Source organism: Glutamicibacter sp. Je.9.36 (genome assembly GCF_051129975.1).
Lineage (GTDB): Bacteria > Actinomycetota > Actinomycetes > Actinomycetales > Micrococcaceae > Glutamicibacter.
Genome location: NZ_JBCPSN010000002.1, coordinates 96,208 through 111,512, shown reverse-complemented (window position 1 = coordinate 111,512; position 15,305 = coordinate 96,208). Strand labels below are relative to the sequence as shown.

At 65.7% G+C, this 15,305-nt stretch carries 13 protein-coding genes and 1 pseudogene; 8 read left to right on the top strand and 6 right to left on the bottom strand.

All coding sequences use genetic code 11. The features are described from left to right. Positions 1-193 precede the first annotated feature (193 nt). The 3 genes from AAZQ98_RS04820 to AAZQ98_RS04810 are packed head-to-tail and all read left to right on the top strand — an operon-like array spanning position 194 to position 3,841. On the top strand, positions 194-1,615 hold the full coding sequence (locus AAZQ98_RS04820; RefSeq protein WP_434690242.1) for a GntP family permease: 1,422 nt from the start codon (positions 194-196) through the stop codon (positions 1,613-1,615). 25 nt (positions 1,616-1,640) lie between these two features. Continuing rightward, complete coding sequence (locus AAZQ98_RS04815) at positions 1,641-2,882, top strand: CaiB/BaiF CoA transferase family protein (protein WP_400342319.1); 1,242 nt, start codon at positions 1,641-1,643, stop codon at positions 2,880-2,882. Beyond that, entirely contained in the window at positions 2,879-3,841 is a 963-nt protein-coding gene (locus AAZQ98_RS04810) for a hydroxymethylglutaryl-CoA lyase (protein WP_434690240.1), read from the top strand. The genes AAZQ98_RS04815 and AAZQ98_RS04810 overlap by 4 nt, the downstream gene beginning before the upstream one ends. Positions 3,842-3,890: 49 nt before the next feature. Here the strand turns inward: AAZQ98_RS04810 and AAZQ98_RS04805 are convergent, their stop codons facing one another. After that, positions 3,891-4,694, bottom strand: a complete 804-nt coding sequence (locus AAZQ98_RS04805; protein ID WP_434690237.1) for an IclR family transcriptional regulator — start codon at positions 4,692-4,694, stop codon at positions 3,891-3,893. 295 nt (positions 4,695-4,989) lie between these two features. Here AAZQ98_RS04805 and AAZQ98_RS04800 point away from each other — a divergent pair, with 295 nt between their 5' ends. Then, positions 4,990-6,702, top strand: a complete 1,713-nt coding sequence (locus tag AAZQ98_RS04800) for an AMP-binding protein (protein ID WP_434690234.1) — start codon at positions 4,990-4,992, stop codon at positions 6,700-6,702. A 78-nt stretch (positions 6,703-6,780) separates the two neighbouring features. Here AAZQ98_RS04800 and AAZQ98_RS04795 read toward each other — a convergent pair whose 3' ends face one another. The 4 genes from AAZQ98_RS04795 to AAZQ98_RS04780 form a co-directional block, all read right to left on the bottom strand. After that, positions 6,781-7,974: a hypothetical protein gene (locus AAZQ98_RS04795; RefSeq protein ID WP_434690231.1), complete on the bottom strand. Its 1,194-nt coding sequence runs from the start codon at positions 7,972-7,974 to the stop codon at positions 6,781-6,783. A gap of 99 nt (positions 7,975-8,073) precedes the next feature. Next, entirely contained in the window at positions 8,074-9,297 is a 1,224-nt protein-coding gene (locus tag AAZQ98_RS04790) for a hypothetical protein (RefSeq protein WP_434690228.1), read from the bottom strand. Further along, on the bottom strand, positions 9,284-10,849 hold the full coding sequence (gene ffh / locus AAZQ98_RS04785; RefSeq protein WP_105661194.1) for a signal recognition particle protein: 1,566 nt from the start codon (positions 10,847-10,849) through the stop codon (positions 9,284-9,286). The genes AAZQ98_RS04790 and ffh overlap by 14 nt, the downstream gene beginning before the upstream one ends. A 194-nt stretch (positions 10,850-11,043) precedes the next feature. Continuing rightward, positions 11,044-11,604: a hypothetical protein gene (locus AAZQ98_RS04780; protein WP_434691342.1), complete on the bottom strand. Its 561-nt coding sequence runs from the start codon at positions 11,602-11,604 to the stop codon at positions 11,044-11,046. A 22-nt stretch (positions 11,605-11,626) separates the two neighbouring features. Between AAZQ98_RS04780 and AAZQ98_RS04775 the strand changes: the two genes are divergently transcribed. Then, complete coding sequence (locus AAZQ98_RS04775; RefSeq protein ID WP_434691340.1) at positions 11,627-12,073, top strand: hypothetical protein; 447 nt, start codon at positions 11,627-11,629, stop codon at positions 12,071-12,073. Between the two features lie 197 nt (positions 12,074-12,270). On the opposite strand, the pseudogene AAZQ98_RS04770 reads toward AAZQ98_RS04775, so the two are convergent. After that, positions 12,271-12,594, bottom strand: a pseudogene (locus AAZQ98_RS04770) (M23 family metallopeptidase); the annotation flags it as partial. A 917-nt stretch (positions 12,595-13,511) separates the two neighbouring features. On the opposite strand from AAZQ98_RS04770, the gene AAZQ98_RS04765 reads away from it, so the two are divergent. From AAZQ98_RS04765 to AAZQ98_RS04755, 3 genes are all read left to right on the top strand, one after another. After that, entirely contained in the window at positions 13,512-14,237 is a 726-nt protein-coding gene (locus AAZQ98_RS04765; RefSeq protein ID WP_286134214.1) for an alpha/beta hydrolase, read from the top strand. 142 nt (positions 14,238-14,379) lie between these two features. Next, a complete protein-coding gene (locus tag AAZQ98_RS04760; RefSeq protein WP_105657709.1) occupies positions 14,380-14,583 on the top strand; it encodes a DUF6480 family protein in 204 nt (67 codons plus the stop codon). Continuing rightward, entirely contained in the window at positions 14,573-15,208 is a 636-nt protein-coding gene (locus AAZQ98_RS04755) for a cyclodeaminase/cyclohydrolase family protein (RefSeq protein WP_105657708.1), read from the top strand. Before AAZQ98_RS04760 ends, AAZQ98_RS04755 begins: the two co-directional genes overlap by 11 nt. The last annotated feature ends 97 nt before the right edge of the window (positions 15,209-15,305 follow it).

Below are 15,305 nucleotides of genomic sequence, written 5' to 3'. Positions count from 1 at the left end.
CTCGAAACGTCCGCCAGCCCATCACCGCTCCCCTTCCTCGCGTCAAGCCGCCAGGGTTCGCCGCGGGTTTATTTCCAGAGGTTTCCCGCTTAAGAAGCCAATAGTTTACATCGTGAGCTGACACTCATACTATGAGTTCTCATGCCGTGGCTTATGTCACACTGCTCCCCGATTCCTCTAGAACGGATCCAACATGTCCGATATCGCGATTCTGATAAATACCGCGGTGGCCGTGCTTGCCGCCGTGGTGCTTATCGTGAGATTCAAGGTCAACCCAGTCATCGCCTTGGTCATTGGCTCGCTCTACCTGGGCCTATCCACCGGCCTGGGAGTCACCAAGACCATCGAGACCATCACCCAGGGTTTCGGCGACATCATGGTGGAAGTCGGACTCCTGGTGGCTTTCGGCGTGCTGATGGGTTCCATCCTCAATGAGACCGGCGCCATCCGCCGCCTGGTCGAGCACCTGCTGAACACCTTCGGCCCCAAACGGCTGCCCTACACCATGGCGTTGGCTGTCAGCACCGCGCTGCAGACCATTTTCCTCGATGTGCTGCTGGTCATCGCGGCCCCCTTGGCCCGGCGCATGGCGCCGAAAATCGGCAAGCACGGAACCGCGCGCATTGCCACGGCCATGGCCATCGCCGGCGAGGTCGGCATCGTCCTCATGGTCCCTGGCGTCGGCGCCGTCGCCTTGGCCGGCATGCTTGAAGTTCCCCTGGGCAAGATGCTGATCTTCGGCCTGCTGGTCGTCGTGCCCACGGTCTTGATTTCCGTCGCCATCATGTCCTTCTTCTTCGACCGCGGCTTCTGGAAAGCCGAGAGCGATGAGCAGCTGCTGGCGCAAGACGAGCCGACACCGGGTACCCGCAAGCTGGAGCGCGGCGAAGGAACCGGCCAGGATGCGGCACGCACCGGCAACGCCGGAACAGCCACCGCGGCCACCGCGGTGCAGACCGGGCAGCGCCGCGAGGCGCCCCTGTTCCTGCTCTTCCTGCCGCTGCTCGCATCCTTGCTGCTCATCGCCAGCGGCGCGCTGGCCGAGATCCTCGGCTATGAGGCCAGCTGGATCCAGCTGGTCGGCAATCCGGTAGTTGCCCTGCTCATCGGCCTGGTCGGAACGATTGCCGTGGCACGCTACACCATCGGCCAGAAGGCGATTGACCGCGGCGTGGCCAGCGGGTTCAGGGAAAGCGGGCAGATCCTGCTGCTGACCGGTGTCGGCGGCTCCTTGGCAGCCACGGTTTCCACGGCTGGATTGGGCGACATCATGGGCCAGTTCTTCTCGGCCAGCACCGTTGCACCACTGGTAGTGGTCTGGGGCATCGCGGCCCTGCTTCACATTGCCGTTGGCTCGGTGACCCTTTCCGGGATTACTGCGGCAAGCCTCTTGGCACCGATCGCCCCGAGCCTGGGCATCGACCCGGTGCTCATCGCGTTGGCGGCAGGTTCCGGAGCGCTGTTCATGGTCCACGTCACCTCGAACACCTTCTGGCTCCTGCAGTCGTTGTTCGGGCAGACCGTGCGCGGTGCGCTGAAGACCGTCAGCGTAGGCGTGTCGGTCGCATCCATCGTGGCCCTTGGAATGGTCATGATCCTCAACATCTTCATTTAGCGCGACAGCAAAGGAACGGCAGAACATGTCAGAGCACATCGCCCCATTGAAGGGTGTCCGCGTTCTCGAATTGGGCAACTACATTGCCGCCCCCACTGCAGGCCGGCTCCTGGCGGACTTCGGCGCCGAGGTCATCAAGGTGGAACGCCCGGGAACCGGGGACGAGCTGCGAAATTGGCGGCTCAAGAAGGGCAGCGTCTCGATGCTGTACCGGACGATCAACCGCAACAAGAAGTCCATCGTCCTGGACCTGCGCAGCGACGCCGGCCGGGAGGCCGTGCTGGAACTGGCCAAGCACTGCGATGTGCTGCTGGAAAACTTCCGTCCGGGCACCTTGGAGAAGTGGGGCCTGGGCCCCGAAGAACTCAGCGCCGTGAATCCGGACCTGGTGATCACCCGCATCTCGGCCTTCGGCCAGACCGGGCCGCTCTCCGAGCGCCCGGGCTTTGCCGCCGTGGCCGAGGCCTTCAGCGGCTTCCGCAATCTGGTGGGCGATCCGGATCGCGCGCCGGTTCGTGTCGGCGTATCGATTGGCGATTCCATTGCCGGACTGTACGCCGCGTTCGGTGCGGTGATGGCGCTTTACCAGCGGGAGATGGCGCGCGGGGAAAAGGCCTCCCTCGGGTTGGACCATCGCGTGATCGATGTGGCGCTGCACGAGGCGATGTTCTCCATGATGGAATCTTTGCTCCCTGACCACGGCGCCTACGGCGAAACCCGGACCCGCACCGGTGGACGCATGGAAGGCATTGCGCCATCCAATGCGTACGTCTGCGCCGATGGGGCCAGCATTGTGGTCGCCGGAAACGGTGACGGGATCTACCGCCGCTACATGGAAGCCATCGGCAGGCCGGAGCTCGGGGCCGATCCGCGTCTGCAGGGCAATGCCCAGCGTTGGGAGGCCAGGGAAATGCTGGATGCCGCCATTGGCCAGTGGGCCGCAAGCGTGGATTCGAGCACGGCCCTGGCCATCCTCGATGCGGCAGGAGTTCCTGCCGGCCCGATCTACACCGCCAAGGACATTGCCAACGAGCCGCAATACATCTGCCGGAACATGATCCAGCATCTGGATGTCTCCACCGGCGAGGAAACCCTGCACGGTGTCGGCTTCCCCGGCATCGTGCCGGTCATGGGAGGCACCTCGCTGCCCATCCGGAATCTCGGCCCCGACCTCGGGGAGCATACCGAACAGGTACTGGGCGGATTGCTGGGAATGACCGATGCGCAAATTGCGCAAGCCTCGGCTGGCGAAAGGAATATCGCGTGAGCTACTCATTCACCCCCGCAGCCGCGTTGCGCGACGTCACGCTGCGTGACGGGCTGCAGCTGACCGGGAAGCTTTTGAGCACCCCGGAGAAAATCAGGACCGTGCGCGAGTTGATCCGGCTCGGAGTCCAGGAAATCGAGCTCGGCTCCATGGCGCGTGCCGACCTGGTGCCGCCCATGGCCAATACCCTCGATGTTGCCCGGGGGCTGCGCCCCGACGAGCTGGAACGCTGCTGGATCTGGGTGGCGACCCCGGGGCATGTGGCCAAGGCGGCCAAGGCGGGCATCCGGAACTTCCAGTATTGCCTCTCTGTTTCCGATGCGCACAACCAGGCGAATATCGGGCGCAGCACGGAGGCAAGCCTTGCCGCCCTGCCAGAAGCCGTGCGCTATGCCCAGGAAGCCGGCGGGCGCATCCAGCTGTGCCTGGCCACCTCGTTCACCTGCCCTTTCGAGGGGCAGGTCCCCGCCGAGCGCGTGCTGGACATCGCCAATGATCCACGGGCCGAGGGCACCTGCGACATCGTCATCTGCGACACCCTGGGCCAAGCAGTTCCGGCACAGGTCGCCTCGCTCATTTCCAGGGTGCGCGGCGAAACCCCGCAACGGCGCATCGTGTTCCACGGCCACGATACCTGGGGGCTGGGTGTTGCCAATACGCTGGCAGCCATTTCGGCAGGAGCCACCCTGGTTGATGGAGCGCTCGGCGGCCTGGGAGGCTGTCCCTTCGCCCCCGGGGCCAGCGGGAACACTTCCAGCGAGGACATCCTGTTCGCCACCCAGCCGCCATGGCTCACGCCGCAGCGCTTTGCCGGGCTCGTCGGGCTCTCTGAATCCTTGCTGCAGGAGCTGGGCGAGCCGAACCGTTCCAAGTCGGCCCAGGGGGCGCGTTCCAAGGCAGAAGCCTTTGCCTGGGTGATCCCCTCTGATGCCACCCCGGATTGCGGCACCAGCCTCTAGTGCCGCTGCTGCCTGGTGCCGCCGCGGCCCTCGGACCGGGCGGGCGGCGCTAGGCGGAAGGCCGGTGGGTTTCGCCCGGGAAGCGTCCGCCGATCAGCCGGGTCATCCGTTCAGCGGTGTCCAGCAACGGCTCGATCCAGCTCTGGCAGATCTCCCGCGGCATGCGCAGGGTGGGGCCGCTGATGGTCACCGCCGCCACCAGGCCCGCCGCGGAATCGAACACCGGTGCGGACAGTCCCGAGGCCCCGCTTTCACGCTCCCCCGTGGTGATCGCGAAGCCATCGGCGCGGGTCTGCTGAACCGCTTTCTGCAGGCTGGCCATGCCGGTAATCGTGGCATCGGTCAGCGGCTGCAGCTGTGATTCCTGCAACCGCTGCATGAGCTCGGGCTTCCAGGCCAGCAGCACGCGGCCGGCAGATCCGGCATGCAATGGGGCGAGCTCGCCCAGGTGCATTTCCCTGCGCAGCGCGTGGCGCGTTTCGGCGATGCCCACGCACACGCGGAATTGCTGCTCGGCACGGAAAAGGCAGGCTGTTTCCCCGGTGAAGTCGCGCAGTTCGCGCAACGACGGGCTGATGACGTCCAACACTTCCCGCCCCCGGGTCGCCGGCGCGGCCCAGTAGGCCATCTTCATCCCGATGCGGAAGCCGTCATCCTCGCGGTCCAAGAAACCCTGCCCCACCAAATTCGCGACAAGACGCTGCACCGTGGAGGCAGGCAAATCCGTTGCTTCACGGATATCGGCCAAGGACATCACGGGCTGGCGCAGTGAAAAGGAATCGAGGATGGAACTGATTTTTCCCAAGACCAACAGGGGGTTGTGCTTCTTGGCGGGGGTCTCTTCCTTTGGCATAGTCCAGACGCTAGACCATCGGCAACTGCGAGTCCAGTTGCCTGCCCGGCACTGCTCGCAGGCGCCTTGGCCAGCCTGCCACCGGCAGCGTCCCCGCCAGCGGGTTCAGCCGGATCGGGCGTTCGGTCACTATGCATGCCCGTATTGGAAGCTACTGGACAAAATTCGTGAAGTTCAGCACCTGCACCACGCATGGTGGCGCAACAATTCGCCAGAACTGTGCACTGAAGTATATTGAATCCTGAAGACCGAAGAATTCTGCCGGGCGCAGGCGCCCATCACGCAAAGGACCCCCATGGGCAATACCGAGAAGTTCCGGGCAGCACGCGATCTGCTGCTGGCGGCACGCGATGACTACGACCGGGCTCGGGCAGAGTTCACGTGGCCGGAATTCACCGATTTCAACTTTGCCTACGACTGGTTCGACGAGGTAGCCAAGGACCCGGCGCGAGCCAATGAACCGGCACTGATCCTCACCGAACCCGATGGCAGCTCGGCACGCTACAGCTGGGCCGAGCTTTCGCGCCGCTCCACCCAGGTGGCCCGCTGGCTTTCCGACGAAGGCCTGCAGCGCGGCGATACCATCATCGTCATGCTGGGCAACGAGGTGGCCCTCTGGGAAGTGATGCTGGCCGGCATGAAGCTCGGTGCGGTCATCATCCCGACCACCACGCAGTTGGTCAGCGCGGACCTCGCCGACCGCATCGAGCGCGGCAACGCGAACTGGGTGATCACCAGCCATGACCAGGTCGCCAAATTCGAAGCAGTCCCCGGGGACTACCGGATCGTGCAAGTCCGCGGGCAGGCCGCCGAAGGGACCTTGCACTATGCCCAGTCCCACGACGCGCCGGCCGAATTCCGCCTGGACTCCCCGACCCTGGCCGATGAGAACATGCTGCTCTACTTCACCTCGGGCACCACCTCGTTGGCGAAGCTGGTCCAGCACACCCATACCTCGTACACCATCGGCCACCTGGCGACCATGTTCTGGATCGGCCTGGAACCAGGCGATGTCCATCTGAATGTGGCGTCCCCCGGGTGGGGCAAGCACGCCTGGTCGAATTTCTTCGGCCCGTGGATCGCCGAAGCGACGGTCTTCGTCTACAACTACGAGCGCTTTGATCCGCTGGCGCTGATGAACCAGATGGATACGGAGAAGGTCACCAGCTTCTGCGCGCCGCCCACCGTCTGGCGCTACCTGATCCAGGCGGACTTAGGCAGCTTGCAGACTCCCCCGCGCAAGCTGGTCTCTGCCGGCGAGCCGTTGAACGCCGAGGTCATCGACCAGGTGCGCACCGCGTGGGGGCAGGTGATCCGTGATGGCTACGGGCAGACCGAGACCACCGTGCAGATTGCCAATTCGCCGGGTACCGAGGTGAAGGTCGGCGCGATGGGCCGCCCGATGCCGGGCTATGCGGTGGAGCTGCGCAATCCGACCACAGGGCAGCTGGCCGAAATCGGGGAAATCTGCCTGCGACTGGATCCCCGGCCTGCCGGGTTGATGAAGGGCTATTTCGCCGATCCGGAGAAAACCGCCGAGGCGCTGCGTGGCGGCGTGTACCACACGGGAGATATCGCCGAACGCGATGATGAGGGCGTCTTGACCTATGTGGGGCGTGCCGACGACATCTTCAAATCCAGCGACTACAAGCTCAGCCCCTTCGAGCTGGAGTCAGTGGTCCTGGAGCATCCCGCGGTGGCCGAGGTGGCGGTGGTGCCTTCGCCGGATCCGCTGAAGCTCTCGGTGCCCAAGGCCTTTGTGGTGCTGGCATCGCACGTCGAGCCCGGCGCGGAGGTCGCCAAGGACATCCTCGGCTTCTGCCGCGAGCACCTGGCTCCGTACAAGCGGATCCGGCGGCTCGAATTCTCCGCGCTGCCCAAAACCATTTCCGGCAAGATCCGCCGCGTGGAGCTGCGCCTGGCCGAGGAAGAGCAGCATGCGGCCGGCACGACCCCGAGCGGCGAATACCGCGATACCGACTTCCCTGAGCTGAGGGAACGCGGCTAGGAACGAAAAGCAGAAGACAGCCCGGCGGGAAGCGGATCCAGCTTCCCGCCGGGCTGTCCTTTTGACTGCGGTGGGCGCCTAGCTCTTGTTCCTGGCCTTCAGCGCATCGACGATGCCCTTGCCCAGATAGAAGGCGCCATCGGCGTACCAGGCCAGCATCAGCAGCTGGCGCGCCGGCTTGGGCAGCCAGGCGAACTTGCCGCTCTTGGCCAGGACCAGGTGCGCTGCCGCGCCGGAGGCCAGTACGGCGGCACCCGAACCCATCAGCGCTTTCGGATTCCAGTTGTGCCGGTACAGCAGCCGTTCCAGGCCCTTGGCCTCGCGCTCCTGCTCAGCCAGTGCGGACTTCAAGGTCTTGAACGGGCCTCCGGTGGCAATGACCCTGCGGTCTTCGGGCAGCGGACGGCCGGTGAGGTAATCGATGCTGCGCGGGTCGAAGCCGAAGAGCGCGACCAGGCGCTTCATGTCCTTCAGGTCCCCGCTGCTGCACAGCAGCTGCTGGGCCTCGGCGCGGTCGGCCGGATCCGATATCAGCTGCTCGATGATCTGCATTTCTTCTTCGTCCCAGCCAAAGAGCAAGCTGTTGAGCTCGTCCAGGCGCACCGCTGCCGGCGAGCCGGCTTCCGGTTCCAGGATTGCCGTGCGTTCCAGGTCCACCACCATGGACACCGACGAACCGAACATGGTCCGGCGCGGGCCCTTGGCCTCGATGGTTGCGGTAATGGCATTGCCGGTACGGTCCAAGGACAGGTACGGGCGGTTCGAGCGCGAGATGCTCGGGGCATAGACCGGTTCCTTGGGCATGGCCATCAGCCCGGATGCGTTCTCCCAAACGGTGATCTCGTTCTCGGCAAAGCCCGCTGCCAGCACCAGCTCGGAACCCTTGAGCTTTGGCCCGTGCAGCAGCTCGTTGGTGCCGCCGTACTCGCCGAGCTGCTCGTCATCCGGGTTGGGGCCGTCAATCTCATCCCCGTCAACCAGCACGTAGTCGGCACCGGTGGAGTTCTTCAGTTCGTGGACCAGTTTGGTCACGCGCGAGCCTTCGCGCAGCTTGCCCTTGGCATCGATGCGGTAGAGCACCGCATCGCGGGCTTCGCTCACGGTGGCCACCTCGGCGGCTACTTCAGTGGAGTTCTCGCGCTCAACAGCTCCGCCGATGAAACCCAGCAGGCGGCGATCGGCCAGCGCGGTGCGTACCAGTTGTGCAGATTCAGGCTTGTCGCCCATGAAAATGAACTCTAGGTTGAGGTAGTTGAACCCGGTTGAATCCACGAAAAGTGACCCCTTTGGTTATTTGGATATGACGATAAGTCAATCATAGGCGGTAACCCGTGCCGTCCTGGCAGGCAGCGCCCGGGCGGTGGCCTGGCGCTAGCGCCGGCGCCGGGCGCGGAACCAGCGGACCGCGCCGAGGACGGTATTCCCGGTGGCATCAACATAGCCGAGCACCAGCAGCAGCACGATCACCCAGGGCGGCGCCCAGGGCTGCTGCCAATGGGTGGCCGCAAGCACCAGCGAGAATACCAGGGCCTCGATGAGCCCCAGCGCCAGCTGCGCGGCGGGTTTCCACGACAACGAGTTGTACCATCGCGGCCGGGCACCGGAGGTGCGGGATTCGGCGATCAGTGCACGGCCCACTGCCCTGGCCATTGACACCGGTTCGATCCGCCGCGCGCCCTCGGGAAGATCGGCGTCGTCCAGATAGCGGGCCAGGACCGGTGGATGCCCGAAGGTCTCCAGCACCCGCTGGGCCGACTGCAGGCTGCCGGTGCCCACCAGCGCCTGCTTGAGCCGCTCGATGTTCTCGGCGCCGACCACAAGCCCGGCCAGCTCGTCGAGTTCCTGGCCATCCACGCTGTCCTGGTTGGCGATCAGCCAGTCCAGTTCGCGCCGGGCGGGTGTGGAGGCCTGCGGCCAGAAGGCGGGGCTGGCCGCGACCGGCCAGATGTGCACCCAGGCCGGGTGCCCGCCGAGCTTGGCCGGCTGCTTGTCGAACCAGAAGCTCGCGGTGAAGCGCGCGCCGGTGCGGCTGAGCATGATCGCCGGATGCTGGCTGGCAGCCAGCACGCCGCCCACCAGGAAGCCTTCGTGCACGGCCACGGCGGCGCCGGCGGATTCCGGCGGCAGGAGCTGCCAGCTGGTTTTGCTCGAGGCGGCCCACACCCCCATGTCCGGCTCGTTCAGCGCGCCGATGGCCACGGTCCGCCCCGGCGGCATGGCATCGAGCCGCGGATCCTCGATGGGCTCCCCGGTTTGCACCTCGGCGTCGTCCTGGTCGATGTACAGCGCACCGGTGCCCAGCTTCAGCGCCAATGCGAAGTCCTCGACCTGCTGGCCCAGCCGGATGGCGCCCGCGGCGCCAGCGAGCAGCAAGAGCCCCTCGTGGTTCACCGCCAGGCTGGCCTCGATCATCGCCAGCCCGTTCCAGGGCACCGGCACGGAGACCAGCGAGATCACTTCGCGTCCGGCCAGCAGCTCGCGGACCGTGGCTTCGGCCTGCTGCGCCTGGGGTTCTTCGAAGAAAAGAGTCAGGGCGGCGACCAGCGTGTGCTCCTGGTCGCCGCCCTGCAAGGACTGGTTGCTACTTGTTGCCAAGGTACTTTTCGAAGCCCGCCGGCAGGTTCAGGCTCGAAGGATCGAAGTCCTGGTTGGCGCCCTGCCCGAAGGCGGCACCGCTCGGGGCGGCGGCCTTCTTGTTCTTGGCCTCCAGCTCGGCCTGCGCGGCCTTGGCCGGGTTGCCGAACTTCTGCTGCTTCTTGCCCTTGCCCTTGGCCTTCGCCTTGCGGGCAGCGCCCTTGCCGGCCCCCGGCATGCCCGGGATGCCGCCGCCGGCAGCCATCTTCTTCATCATCTTCTGCGCTTCGGCGAAACGCTCCAGCATCTGGTTCACCTCGGAGACCGAAACGCCCGAACCCTTGGCGATACGCGCGCGGCGCGAGCCGTTGATGATCTTCGGAGCCACGCGCTCGTGCTGGGTCATCGAACGGACGATGGCCTCAACGCGGTCGATCTGGCGTTCGTCGAACTGCTCGAGCTGCTGGCGGGAGATCTGCGCGCCGGGCATCATGCCCAGCAGCTTCTTCATCGAGCCCATCTTCTTGATCTGGGCCATCTGGGCCAGGAAGTCGTCCAGGGTGAAGTCTTCCTGGTCGGCGAATTTCTTCGCCATGCGCTCGGCTTCGGTCTTGTCCCAGTTCTTCTCGGCCTGCTCGATGAGCGTCATCACGTCGCCCATGTCCAGGATGCGCGAAGCCATGCGGTCCGGGTGGAAGATCTCGAAGTCGTCCAGGTTCTCGCCGGTGGAGGCGAACATGACCGGCTTGCCGGTGACCGAGGCGACCGACAGCGCGGCACCGCCGCGGGCATCGCCATCGAGCTTGGAGAGCACGACACCGGTGAAGTCGACGCCCTCGTGGAAGGCCTGGGCGGTGTTGACCGCGTCCTGGCCGATCATCGCGTCGATGACGAAGAGGACTTCATCCGGGTTGATGGCGGCGCGGATGTTCGCGGCCTGGGCCATCATCTCGGTGTCCACGCCCAAGCGGCCGGCGGTATCGACAATCACGATGTCGTGCAGCTTGGCCTTGGCCTCGGCCACGCCGTCGCGAGCTACCGCTACCGGGTCGCCGGTGGCGGTGTCGAATTCCGAGGAGACGCCCGGGTGCGGTGCGTAGACCGGCACCCCGGCACGCTCGCCGTTGATCTGCAGCTGCTTGACGGCGTTGGGGCGCTGGAGGTCGCAGGCCACCAGCAACGGGGTGTGGCCCTCGGACTTCAGGTGCTTGGCCAGCTTGCCGGCCAGGGTGGTCTTGCCGGCACCCTGCAGGCCGGCGAGCATGATCACCGTCGGCGGGTTCTTGGCCAGGTTCAGGCGGCGGGTTTCCCCGCCCAGGATGCCAACGAGTTCCTCGTTGACGATCTTGACGACCTGCTGGCCCGGGTTCAGCGACTCGGAGACCTCGGCACCCAGAGCGCGTTCCTTCACCTGGGCCACGAAGCCGCGGACCACCGGTACGGCAACGTCGGCGTCAAGCAGGGCGCGGCGGATCTCGCGTGCGGTACCGTCGATATCCGCTTCAGTCAGGCGGCCCTTGCCGCGCAGGTTCTTGAAGGTTGCTGTCAGGCGATCGGAAAGTGAATTAAACACGTGCCGGGCACTTCTTTCGATAGGTCTTGTGGTGCGCATTGGAAAATCGCACAGGACTCAACTCCCAAGAATATCAATAATCGGGCGCTGGACTAACCAGCTGTGCAGCGTTTCACCAGTTGTCTCTTCCCCAGCGCCACGCTGCTCCCGCCCAAAGGGACGGGAGCAGCATCAGGGAACCGGGCAGCCACGGACTACGGCTTGCCCTCGCTGGCAGGTGGTGCGGCTGCTGCCGGTGCCTGCGGGAGCTTGGCCGGGGCGGCCGCTTGGGGCTTCACCGCGGCTGTCGCCTGAGGCTTCGGCTTGGCCGGTGCCGGGGCAACTTTCTGCACAGCCGGCGCTGCGATAGCAGGCTTGGGCTTGGGCAGGGTTGCTACCGGCGTCTTGGCGACCTGCTTCACGGGCGCTGCAACTTTAGGCTTGGCCGGGGCCGCGGCCTTGGGCTTCACTGGTGGCTTGGCCTGCTTTTTCGCAGCCGGCACTGCAACCTCTGGCTTGGGCTTCGCAGCCGGTACTTCCTTCGCGGCCGGCTTTTTCGCAGTTGCGGACTTGGCCGGCGGCAGGGCCTTGGCCACTGGCGGTTTCTTCTCCGGCTCTTGTGCTTGCAAGTCCACGGTCTTGGGTTGGGCTGCACCTATTTGGCGTTCGACGCGGGCCGCAGGGTCCGTGGGTTCCTCGCTGGCTGGAGCATCCTTACCGTCTGGGTCCTGGTCCTCCCGGGGTTCAACGCCTGTTTCCTCGCTGGGTCCAGGCACTTGGGTTGGTTCAGAGGTTGGCGTGGCGTTGGTCGATTCCGATGCCTCCGGAACGCTATCCGGAGCTGATGGCGACACGCTGGAAGGTAGTGCCGAAGGACTTGGCGACGCGGTCGGCGCCCTCGACGGGCTCGGCTCAGCAACTGGTGCAGTGCTGGGCGTCGGCGCTACGCTCGGCGCGCTCGGCTTGGCCGAAACGGGTGCCGGTGACGCTGATGCAGATGGCGTGGCCTTCGGGCTTCCGGTATTCAACTTCTGTGGCGGCTCGAGTTTCTTGCTCGGCTCTGGTGCCGGTTGCGCGGGACGCGGGGTCGGGCGGAGTTTGCCGGCTTCCTTTTTCGGTTGGGCCTTCGGCTTGGCTGGCGCGGCTGGTTTCTTCTTGCTCGCCGCTGGCCGCTGGAGCGGATCCGCGTGGGAGTGCCTCGTGGTCTTCGGCGGCGCTGGATTCTCCGTTCGGGTCGATCCGTGATGCCTGGCCGCCCCGTCGTACTGCCCGCTTCTTCCTGTTGCCGGTTGATGGCGCATCGCACTGCCGGCATCGACTGCAAATTGCGTCGAAGTGAACAACGCCTGGCGCTGCCCTCCGCCTGAAGGAAGGTAGTTGCGCGGATTATGCCATTGGCCATTGACGATGACCTCGAAGTGCACATGGCACCCCGTGGAGTTGCCGGTGGTCCCGGCCAGGGCGATGATCTGGCCTTGGACGACAAGCTCGCCCACTCTGACGAGCAAGAGCGAGTTGTGGCTGTACCCGGTCTGCACCTCATGCCCGTGGTCAATGGTGACCCGCTGGCCCGAATGGCCGGCCCAGCCCGCGACGACCACCCGGCCCGACTCGCTGGCGCGCACGGGCGAACCGCAGGAAATTGGATAATCCTGGCCGATATGGATTTGGCGGCCGAACCCGGTCGGGTTGAACCTCCAACCGTACGGACTGGAAATCCGGCGGGTGGCCACTGGATGCTCCAAGAGCAGACCAGGGCTCAGCATTGCCGGACGAATGCCCTGGTTGGCAGCTAGCGGCGCGGGCTGTGCCAGCGCTCCAGGGCTTGTCTTTGCTGTCATCGCCGCCCGATTGGCGGCCACGTGGGCCAGCGGGTCGGGCGCGGACCCTCCGGTCCTTCCGCCAAGTGAACTCAGTCCGAGGACTTGGATAGCGGATGTTCCGCCCAGATCCGGTGCGGTGACAGCCTCGCTCCCGAGCGCCAGCGCTGGCGCGGCGGGAAAGGCCAGTGTGCTCGATTGGGCTCTGGCTGGCACTGCACCGGCCGCCCCGGGCCAAACCAATGCACTGCTTAAAGCGAAAGCCGCGGCAATGGCCAGCGCCCCATACGGAAGCCGCCGGCCATTCCCCAAAACGCCGCGCGGCACAGAGCTGCTTAAACCATGATGTTGTCGTTTCATAACTTGCCAGTCCCCCAAAAACTGCAACTACTCAACAGAACCTCAGAATAGCCCCGGCACGATGATTAATCCATGGCTAGTTGAAGCCTCTTCAGCAGCGTGAGGATTCCATGCACCACCGCTTTCCCCCCTGCGCCATCGCGGCCACGCCACGCGCGTGGAAATCCCGCACCGGTCCGATGCGGTTTCGGGACCTGGGCGAGGCCCGACGCACCCCGGGATCCGCCAAAGCACCATGCCTCGCCAGGCCAGCCAACACCTGCTGGTAACCCGATTCGGGCTGAAGCATTTCAAGCCCCCACATGGCACGTGGGCTGGCATGGGCCGTGAAGAGGGCTTCAGCTCGCCGCGGCAGCGGTCTGGCGGGCGGCCCGAGTCCCGGAATTTCCCAGGCCGGGCGATGTCACTGCCGGACTCAGCCCTACTCATGTGGTGATAATGCTCTTGGGACCGCGCCGCGGCGCAACCGGTCCCACAGCGCAACACGCAGCAAAGGAGCACCGGTGGAGACCAGCACCCTGTCCAGCAGGCTATCGCGGTGGGCGGTATTGTCCCGCGCCTGGCTGCAGGATTATCTCTATGCCGGTGCCTGGCAGCTGCGTTCGCTGCTGCCAGGTACGGAGGCCGGCCGGCTGCGCTCCGGCAGCCATCCGGCAGCCGAACCGGTGGTGCTGATTCCGGGTATCTGGGAATCCTGGAAATTCCTGCTCCCGCTGGCCGACGCGCTGCACCAGGCCGGCCACCCGGTGCACGTGATCCCGCAGCTCGGCTTCAACCGCGGCACGGTGCCGGAGATGTCCCAGGTGGTCTCCAGCTACCTGGGCCGGGCGCAGCTCGACGATGCGGTGCTGGTGGCGCACAGCAAGGGCGGTCTGATCGGCAAGTACCTGATGTCCGCCTCGCCGCAGGGCTACCGGATCAATCGGATGATCGCCATTGGCACCCCCTTCTCCGGTTCGCGCTATGCACGCTATGCGCCGGTCCGCTCCCTGCGTTCCCTGTCGCCCAACGACCAGGGTCTGCTCAAGCTCTCGGCCAACCTGAGCGTGAATTCCCGGATCATCTCCATCTACAGCAGCTTCGACCCGCACATCCCCGGCGGCTGCGACCTGGCCGGAGCCACCAACATCAAGCTGCCTACACTGGGGCATTTCCGCTTGCTGGGCGATGCGCGCCTGCACGCCGCAGTGCTCAAGCACTTGGCGCCTGGACTGCCGCCGGCCAGCTGAATTCCGGCAGGCAGCGCACCGCAATCCGTGCGTTCCGTGTGAATCGCCCGGTGCTGTTGAGCCCGCCGGGGCCCTGGCCTAGCGTGAGCGGACAAGGGCTGGATCCCCAGCCCGCAGCCCAGATGCAGAATAGGAGCAGCCGATGGACCCGCAGGAATCCTCCGCGTCGCAGCCCGACGCACAGTTGGATGAAGCCCAAGAGGCCAATCGCGAAGCCGCAGCCACATCCAACCCCGACCCAGAGCAGCAACTGATTACCGGACTGGAGCCGGGCGGTTCGGTGCCGCCGGGCGAAACCCCTCCCGGTGAAGGCTCGATGAGCCAAGACCAGGGGCATGGCGAATAGCGGCCCGCAGCGTCCGATCAGCGAGGCGCGCATAGGACGCTGGCTTGAAGAACTGGCCGAATCGGACGGGAACCCGGGCGGCGGAGCGGCGGCGGCACTAATGCTCGGTGCTGCCGCCGCGCTGATGTCCATGTCCGCCGGCTACGTCTCGGCCTCCGGACCCGCCCACGCAGAGCTCGCCGGCCTGCAGGCCCGGGCCAAGCAGCTGCGGATCGACGCGCTGGGCCTGGCCGACCGGGATGCCAAGGCCTCCGCGGATTTCGGGGAAGCCTCCGCGCAACCGCCCTCGGAGCAGCGCGACCGCCAGCTCGCCGAGGCCTGCTTGCAGGCCGCGAAATCCTCAGCCGCACTCGGCGCGCTGGCCATGACCGCAGTGAATGACCTGCGCTGGCTTGACCAGCATGCGAAACCGCAATTGGTGGCCGATGTCGCCGCAGCGCTGGGCATGGTCCGCGCAGTGCTGCAGGCCGCCAGCAGCAACCTGCGCTACGACCTGTCCCAGCTGCCCTTCGGCCCGGCGCACGCGCAGCACTCCGGATTATGGGATACCGCAGCATCGCTGGAGCGGGCGATGCAGACCGCCACGCAGCTGGCCGCACGCGTTGATGCACGCATCAAGCGCTGATCCGGCTGCCCGGGAGCACCCTCGATGACAAGGAATGATAGCCATGGCCCAGACACCGATCAATGCACTGATCCTGGTCTGCACCCTTTCCCCTTAG

Coding starts and splice junctions, on each gene's coding strand:
- AAZQ98_RS04800 (WP_434690234.1), top strand. CDS start 4,990: ATGGGCAATACCGAGAAGTTCCGGGCAGCACGCGATCTGCTGCTGGCG.
- AAZQ98_RS04820 (WP_434690242.1), top strand. CDS start 194: ATGTCCGATATCGCGATTCTGATAAATACCGCGGTGGCCGTGCTTGCC.
- AAZQ98_RS04815 (WP_400342319.1), top strand. CDS start 1,641: ATGTCAGAGCACATCGCCCCATTGAAGGGTGTCCGCGTTCTCGAATTG.
- AAZQ98_RS04760 (WP_105657709.1), top strand. CDS start 14,380: ATGGACCCGCAGGAATCCTCCGCGTCGCAGCCCGACGCACAGTTGGAT.
- AAZQ98_RS04805 (WP_434690237.1), bottom strand. CDS start 4,694: ATGCCAAAGGAAGAGACCCCCGCCAAGAAGCACAACCCCCTGTTGGTC.
- AAZQ98_RS04755 (WP_105657708.1), top strand. CDS start 14,573: ATGGCGAATAGCGGCCCGCAGCGTCCGATCAGCGAGGCGCGCATAGGA.